7 protein-coding genes are annotated in these 7228 nt (G+C 59.0%); 3 read left to right on the top strand and 4 right to left on the bottom strand.

Features of this window, described 5'->3' with window-relative positions; all coding sequences use genetic code 11:
* Window positions 1-176 precede the first annotated feature (176 nt).
* Window positions 177-668, top strand: coding sequence for a transposase (locus ABLV76_RS24790; protein WP_048294486.1), 492 nt, complete (start codon window positions 177-179; stop codon window positions 666-668).
* Window positions 669-923: 255 nt separating this feature from the next.
* On the opposite strand, the gene ABLV76_RS24785 is transcribed toward ABLV76_RS24790, so the two are convergent.
* From ABLV76_RS24785 to phoP, 3 genes are all read right to left on the bottom strand, one after another.
* Window positions 924-2045 carry a cupin domain-containing protein gene (locus ABLV76_RS24785; protein ID WP_048294487.1) on the bottom strand — a complete coding sequence of 374 codons (1122 nt, stop codon included), beginning with the start codon at window positions 2043-2045 and terminating at the stop codon, window positions 924-926.
* 85 nt (window positions 2046-2130) lie between these two features.
* Window positions 2131-3597, bottom strand: a complete 1467-nt coding sequence (gene phoQ / locus ABLV76_RS24780) for a two-component system sensor histidine kinase PhoQ (protein ID WP_004206635.1) — start codon at window positions 3595-3597, stop codon at window positions 2131-2133.
* A complete protein-coding gene (gene phoP / locus ABLV76_RS24775; RefSeq protein ID WP_004206636.1) occupies window positions 3597-4268 on the bottom strand; it encodes a two-component system response regulator PhoP in 672 nt (223 codons plus the stop codon). Before phoP ends, phoQ begins: the two co-directional genes overlap by 1 nt.
* A 282-nt stretch (window positions 4269-4550) precedes the next feature.
* On the opposite strand from phoP, the gene ABLV76_RS24770 reads away from it, so the two are divergent.
* Together ABLV76_RS24770 and ABLV76_RS24765 are read left to right on the top strand one after the other, a co-directional pair.
* A complete protein-coding gene (locus tag ABLV76_RS24770) occupies window positions 4551-5357 on the top strand; it encodes an AraC family transcriptional regulator (protein WP_348878529.1) in 807 nt (268 codons plus the stop codon).
* A gap of 83 nt (window positions 5358-5440) precedes the next feature.
* Window positions 5441-5803, top strand: coding sequence for a cupin domain-containing protein (locus tag ABLV76_RS24765; RefSeq protein WP_180241769.1), 363 nt, complete (start codon window positions 5441-5443; stop codon window positions 5801-5803).
* 54 nt (window positions 5804-5857) lie between these two features.
* On the opposite strand, the gene purB is transcribed toward ABLV76_RS24765, so the two are convergent.
* Window positions 5858-7228 carry an adenylosuccinate lyase gene (purB, locus tag ABLV76_RS24760; RefSeq protein WP_004150804.1) on the bottom strand — a complete coding sequence of 457 codons (1371 nt, stop codon included), beginning with the start codon at window positions 7226-7228 and terminating at the stop codon, window positions 5858-5860.

Raw genomic sequence — 7228 nt, 5'->3', positions numbered from 1 at the left:
CAAGCGCAGCGCCGCCGGGCGGTGAACAGCAGAGCGGGCACCTGTCTTCATGCCGGATGGCGGCTAACGCCTTATCCGGCCTACGGTCCAGCCGATGACCGCAGAACCCGTAGGCCCGGCAAGCGCAGCGCCGCCGGGCAAAAGCAATAAGGCTAATACTGAGGAGGGAACCTCACATGTCTGATTATCGTCGCAGTTATATCCCCGGCGGCTGCTGGTTCTTCACCGTTAACCTGCAAAATCGGCGCAGCGATCTCCTGACGCGGCATATTGCTCATCTGCGTGCCGCTACAGCGTTTGTTAAAAGCAAAAAACCGTTTCTGATTAACGCCTGGGTCGTTTTACCAGAGCATATGCACTGCATATGGACCCTGCCTGAGGGGGATACCGATTATTCCGGTCGCTGGCGGGACATTAAAAAAATGTTTACCCGAGCGCTGGCGCAGCACCATATCTGGCAGCCGCGATTCTGGGAACATACCATCCGTAATGAAGAAGATTACCGGCGGCATATGGATTACGTTTATATCAATCCTGTTAAGCACGGTCATGTCCGTAGGGTGCAGGATTGGCCGTATTCGACCTTTCATCGCGATGTGCGTCAGGGAGGGTATCCGCCGGATTGGGCGGGTGAGGTAAGCGAATTTGATGCAGGCGAGAGGCGATAATGCTCGGGTAAGACATTGTCGCCATCGAAACCACAAAGTGCCGGATGGCGGCTTCGCCTTATCCGGCCTACGGTCCAGCCGGTGACTTCAGAACCCGTAGGCCCGGCAAGCGCAGCGCCGCCGGGCGGTGAACAGCAGAGCGGGCACCTGTCTTCATGCCGGATGGCGGCTTCGCCTTATCCGGCCTACGGTCCAGCCGATGACCGCAGAACCCGTAGGCCCGGCAAGCGCAGCGCCGCCGGGCAGGATGGAGACTCAGTCGCCAAAGAACCAGTAGCCGCTGTTGACCAGCGCCGCCAGCATGGCGAGGAAGGAAGGATCTTCCAGCGCATCGCCAAAATGGTCGGCGCGCAGCGTCAGGTGGGTAGCTAAGGCGTCCAGCGCCGGACGGTGCGGGGAGTTGATCTTCTCGCCATTGACGAACACCTCGCCGTCAATGCGCAGCACCCGCAGGCCGCCAAGGCGTTCCAGGGTATCGCCCTGCTGCAGGGCATCATAAATCTCGTCAGGCTGATAAGGCGGCTCCGGCGGCGCGACGTCAAGTTCATGACGCGACTGGGTGATAAACTCGCCGAACCACTGCTTAAAGTGCTCCGGTTGGTTAATCAGCCCCAGCATCATCTCGCGCAGGCGGTCGAGTTCGGCCGGTAAAATATCCGCCGGATGGTCGCGCGACGGCACGTCCGGATCGGCGTAGCGCTGGCTGCCCAGTTCGCGCTGGAGAACGTAGTCGGCAAATCCGCTGAACAACTCGCGGGCATTCGGCGCGCGATAGCCGACCGAATAGTTGAGCGAGTTTTCCAGCGAATACCCCTCATGCGGGAATCCTGGCGGAATATAGAGAATATCCCCCGGCTCCATCTCTTCATCGATGATCGCCTCGAAGGGGTCAACCTGCAGCAGGTCCGGATGCGGGCAGTGCTGTTTCATCGGCACTTTTTCCCCGACGCGCCAGCGTCGACGGCCGGTGCCCTGAATGATAAACACATCATACTGATCCAGATGCGGGCCGACGCCGCCGCCCGGTACTGAGAAGGAGATCATCAGGTCGTCGATACGCCAGTCCGGCAGGGCGCGGAACGGGTGCATCAGCGCCGCAGACGGCTCATGCCAGTGGTTAACCGCCTGTACCAGCAGGGACCAGTTGTTTTCGCTCAGGTGATCGTAGCTTTCGAAGGGACCGTGACTGACCTGCCATTTTCCATCCTGATGGCTGACAAGGCGGCTATCGACCTCGCTCTCCATGGCCAGTCCAGCCAGTTCGTCCGGGCTCAGCGGGTCGATAAAATTGGCGAAGCCGCGCTTCAATATCACCGGCCGTTTTTGCCAGTAGCGTTCGATAAAGTCGGGCCAGTTAAGCGTTAATTGATAATCCATATTGATATTCCACTGCAGGTGTCTGACAGGGATTATAACGGATGCGGCGCCCCGGCGATGCAGGCGCCGTGAAAAAACTCAACGATTAACTCTCTTTATCTTCCATCAGCTGGCGGCCAAACACCACCTCCATGCAGGCGCCGCCGAGCAGGCTCTCGCCGGCGATGATCTCCCCGTCATATTGTTCGACGATTTCCCGGGCGACGGAGAGCCCCACCCCCTGGCCGGGACGCAGAGTATCCGCCCGCTGGCCGCGGTCGAAGACGGCGCGGCGCTGGCTCGGCGGGATCCCCGGCCCATCGTCTTCCACCAGGATGTGCAGATGACTGTCGGTGGTCTGGCGCACGGAAACCTCCACGAACTCCAGACAGTACTTACAGGCGTTATCGAGAACGTTGCCCATCACTTCCATAAAATCGTTCTGCTCGCCGACAAAACTGATCTCCGGCGAGATGTCGAGCGAGATATTGACCCCCTTGCGCTGATAGACCTTATTGAGGGCGGAGGTCAGGCTGTCGAGCAGCGGGGCGATCGGGTGTAGTTCCCGGCTCAGCAGGGTACCGCCGCTGCGCATGCTGGCGCGATGCAAATAGTAACCAATCTGCTGCGAAATGCGGCTGATCTGCTCCAGCATCACCGGCTCCGCCTCGTCGACGCTGATCTTCTCGCCGCGCAGCGAGCGCAACGTGCTCTGCATCACCGCCAGCGGCGTTTTCAGGCTGTGGGTGAGATCGGTGAGGGTGGTGCGGTATTTGTCATAGCGTTCACGCTCGCTGCGAACCAGCCGGTTAAGGTTGCTCACCAGTCGGGTCAGCTCGCGGGTGGTGTTGGGATTGAGCTTCTCGCGGTGATGTTCCTCCAGCTCGCGCACCTCTTTGGCCAGCGACTCGATGGGGCGCAGGCTCCACCAGGCGGCGACCCACAGCAGGGGGATCACCAGCAACAGGTTGGCGGCCAGCACGTAGATAAACCAGCTCCACACCATATAGCTGCGCTTGAGCTCCACCGGGATGGTGTCGACCACCACGATACTGAGCTGGGGCATTTTGCTGGTGGCTGGGTAGAAGTTGATCGCCACCGAGTGGGTCATCTCCGAATCGTCGCCCTGTTCGCGGATGGCGTCCAGCTGTTCCTGAACCTCATGGTTATTGCGCAACAGCATACTGCTGCTGTCGACATCGGCTTCAATTTCATGGAAGCCATTGCGTTTCAACCAATCCGGTTGAATGCGCTTCGTCAGCCAGGGGACATCGCGCTGCGCCCACAGTAGTTTGCCCTTCTCATCGTAAATAAGGGTCACCGTCGGGCTTTCCATATTCAGATTTTCCGGGATATCGACATCAATGGCGCCGTTCTCCCATTTGGCCAGCATATAAAAGAGATTGCTCTCGCCGCGCAGCAGACGGAAGGTGGTTTTATCGAAGCTGACGCTGTAGCCCACCAGCGCCACCATGCCATAGGCCAGGGAGAGCACCAGCACCACCCCGGCGGTCGCCAGCAGGAAGCGAACCCGTAATGACAGCGGGAAAATATGCCGCAACAGTCCCTTCATCAGCGCAGTTCGAACAGATAGCCCTGGCCGCGCACCGTGGTGATGACGTCCTGCGGGTATTCAGCCTGAATTTTCTTACGCAGCCGGCCCATCAGCACGTCGATGGTATGGCTTTCACGCAGTTCGGCATCCGGGTAAAGCTGGAGCATCAGGGAATCTTTACTGACCACTTTGCCGCGGTTGCGGATCAGGGTTTCCATAATCGTGTACTCAAAGGCCGTCAGCTTGATCGGCTGATCGTTCACCGACAGCTCGCGGCGGGAGAGGTCGACCTGAAACGGCGGCAGAGAGATCACCTGCGAGGCCAGGCCGCTGTTGCGGCGCAGCAGCGCCTGCATGCGGGCGGCAACCTCTTCAATATGGAAAGGCTTGGTGACGTAATCATCCGCCCCGGCGCTGAGCACTTCGACTTTATCCTGCCATCCTTCGCGGGCGGTCAGCACCAGCACCGGCAGCGACACGTCATGGCTGCGCCAGCGACGGATCAACGATAATCCATCTTCGTCCGGCAGGCCGAGATCGACGATGGCGATATCCGGGAGATGTTCGCCCAGATAGTAATCCGCTTCCTTGGCATCCTCTGCGGCATCGACCTGATGGCCCAGCTCCTGGAGCTGAACTTTGAGGTGGTGACGCAGCAGGGCATTATCCTCAACCACGAGTACGCGCATGGCTGTTCTCCCTTGCAATTTCGAAAGTAGTCTGACGCTTATTATATACGCAAAATATAAACAGCTGTTAAATAAAGATTTTTATACAAACGGCGTGGAGCATCGCCGGGCAGGCCGGCGTTGAGCGGCGCCTTTTGCGCAGCGGGTATGGAACTCCTTCATTCTATGCGTAATTTCAGCAAACGCCCAGCGGCTGGGCGCGGCAGTGAGCGGGTTGGTGATGTTAATTTTTTGTGTAATAGTGCTGGAATCATCCCTCAAGAACGCCGCAGGTTATCCATTATGTCTCAGCAGCAGAGCGCGGATTGGGTCAGGCTGGCGCAATCGCCCAGCCGCACGGAGCGCATCGAAGCCTTCTTCGGCGGCCACGGCTACGAGCCGCACCGGCATGATACCTACGCCATCGGCCAGACGATCGCCGGCGTGCAGAGCTTTCACTATCGCGGCGGGCTACAGCACAGTCTGCCCGGCGGGACGATGGTCCTTCACCCGGACGAAATACACGATGGCGAGGCGGGCACCGAGGCGGGGTTTCACTACCGCATGGTCTACATTGAGCCAGCGCTGATCCAGAAGATACTCGGCGGCAGGCCATTGCCGTTTATCCCCGGCGGCCTGTCGGCGGATCCACGGCTAGGTCGCGCCGTGCAGCCGCTGTTGAAAGCGGTCACGGATACCTTCGAGCCGCTGGAGGAAGAAGACGCCCTGTACGACCTGGCGCAGACCCTGGCCGTGGTCGGCGGGCAGCGTTCCCGTCGCCAGGCGTTTGATTATCAGGCGGCGGAGAGGGCTCGGGAGTATATCCATACCTGTTTTATGCAGGATATGACCCTCGACACCCTGTCGCAGGTCAGCGGCCGGGACCGCTGGAGCCTGAGCCGTGATTTCAGAACGCTGTACGGCACCAGCCCGTGGCGCTACGTCATGATGCGCCGGCTCGATTTTTGTCGCCAGCGGATGCGCGCCGGGGAGCGTCTGGTGGATATTGCCGCTGACGCGGGGTTTGCCGACCAGAGCCACATGACGCGCCAGTTTATCAGCCGCTTTGGCCTCTCTCCGGGGCGCTGGCTGCGGGCGATCCGCGGCTAAGGCGGCGCAGGTTGCACAATCGTTCAAGCGTGAACGCGGCGAGGCGAACTATGCTGACTGCCTTTATCACAAGGAGACAGCCTATGTATCTACTCGTTAATCTTGCCCAGAAATTTTCCCTGTTCAGCGAACAATGGCAGCCCAAAGTGGTGGCCGAAATGAATGACTATCAGTTCAAGATCGTGCGCATCGCCGGCGACTTTATCTGGCACAGCCACCCGGAAACCGATGAGACGCTGATGGTGGTGGAGGGGGTATTGCGCGTGGACTTCCGCGACGGACATGTGCTGGTGAAGGCCGGGGAGATGATCGTCGTGCCGCGCGGGCTGGAACATAAGACCTCGGCGGAGACGGAAGCGAAGCTGATGCTGATTGAACCGCGCGGGGTGTTGAATACCGGCCACGAGGGCGGCGAGCGGACGGCGGTGAACGACGTTTGGATCTGATCGCTTTCCGGCGATAAAACGCCCCTCTTTCCGGCGGAAAGAGGGGCAGGGCGATTACTTCAGCTCGTCAACCATGGTGGTTGCCCGACCGATATAGTTGGCCGGGGTCATCGCTTTGAGACGCACTTTTTCCTCTTCCGGCAGGGCGAGGCTGTCAATAAACTGCTTCATCCCTTCCGCATCAACGCGTTTGCCGCGGGTCAGCTCTTTCAGCTTCTCGTACGGTTTTTCGATACCGTAACGACGCATCACGGTCTGGATCGGCTCAGCCAGTACTTCCCAGTTGTGATCCAGTTCGTCCAGCAGGCGATCCTGGTTCAGCTCCAGCTTGCTGATCCCTTTGAGGGTGGACTGATAGGCGATCAGCGCATAGCCGATGCCCACGCCGAGGTTACGCAGGACGGTGGAGTCGGTCAGGTCGCGCTGCCAGCGGGAAACCGGCAGTTTGCTGGCCAGGTGCTGCATGACCGCATTGGCCAGGCCGAGGTTGCCTTCGGAGTTTTCGAAGTCAATCGGGTTCACCTTGTGCGGCATGGTGGAGGAGCCGATTTCCCCGGCGATGGTCTTCTGTTTGAAGTGGTTGAGCGCGATGTAGCCCCACACGTCGCGATCGAAGTCGATCAGAATGGTGTTAAAGCGCGCGATGCAGTCAAACAGCTCAGCGATATAGTCATGCGGCTCGATCTGCGTGGTGTACGGGTTCCACTGAATGCCCAGCGAGGTAACGAACTCTTCGCTGAACTGATGCCAGTCGACTTCCGGGTAGGCGGCGATGTGGGCGTTGTAGTTACCCACCGCGCCGTTGATTTTACCAAGGATTTCCACCTGGTTCAGCTGACGGTACTGGCGCTCCATACGGTAGGCGACGTTCGCCATCTCTTTACCCATGGTGGACGGCGTCGCTGGCTGGCCGTGGGTACGGGAGAGCAGCGGCACATCGCGGTACTGGGTCGCCAGATCTTTTACCGCGTCAATCAGTTTGCGCCAGTAAGGCAGAACCACTTCGTCGCGGGCGGTTTTCAGCATCAGCGCGTGGGAGAGGTTATTGATGTCTTCGGACGTACAGGCGAAGTGAATAAACTCCGACACGGCGTGCAGTTCGGCGATGTCAGCGACTTTCTCTTTCAGAAAGTACTCTACCGCTTTCACATCGTGATTAGTGGTGCGCTCGATGGTTTTGATGCGCTCGGCGTCTTCGACGCTGAAATCGGCAACGATTTTGTCAAGGAAACCGTTTGCGTCGGCAGCAAAAGCAGGAACTTCCTTGATCGCTGCGTGGGCGGCCAGTTTTTGCAGCCAACGTACTTCCACCTGAACGCGGAATTTCAGCAAACCGAATTCGCTGAAGATACCGCGCAGCGCGCTGACTTTATCGCCGTAGCGGCCGTCTACAGGGGAAACGGCGGTCAGTGAGGATAATTCCAT

Source organism: Klebsiella sp. GB_Kp047, assembly GCF_040065235.1.
Taxonomy (GTDB): domain Bacteria; phylum Pseudomonadota; class Gammaproteobacteria; order Enterobacterales; family Enterobacteriaceae; genus Klebsiella; species Klebsiella quasipneumoniae.
The sequence above is the reverse complement of the archived record's forward strand: the minus strand, read 5'-3'. Positions and strand labels throughout refer to the sequence as shown.

Bases quoted from the DNA above. Each gene is read 5' to 3' on its own strand.
- ABLV76_RS24770 (WP_348878529.1), top strand. From the start codon at position 4,551: ATGTCTCAGCAGCAGAGCGCGGATTGGGTCAGGCTGGCGCAATCGCCC.
- phoP (WP_004206636.1), bottom strand. From the start codon at position 4,268: ATGCGCGTACTCGTGGTTGAGGATAATGCCCTGCTGCGTCACCACCTC.
- ABLV76_RS24790 (WP_048294486.1), top strand. From the start codon at position 177: ATGTCTGATTATCGTCGCAGTTATATCCCCGGCGGCTGCTGGTTCTTC.
- purB (WP_004150804.1), bottom strand. From the start codon at position 7,228: ATGGAATTATCCTCACTGACCGCCGTTTCCCCTGTAGACGGCCGCTAC.
- phoQ (WP_004206635.1), bottom strand. From the start codon at position 3,597: ATGAAGGGACTGTTGCGGCATATTTTCCCGCTGTCATTACGGGTTCGC.
- ABLV76_RS24765 (WP_180241769.1), top strand. From the start codon at position 5,441: ATGTATCTACTCGTTAATCTTGCCCAGAAATTTTCCCTGTTCAGCGAA.
- ABLV76_RS24785 (WP_048294487.1), bottom strand. From the start codon at position 2,045: ATGGATTATCAATTAACGCTTAACTGGCCCGACTTTATCGAACGCTAC.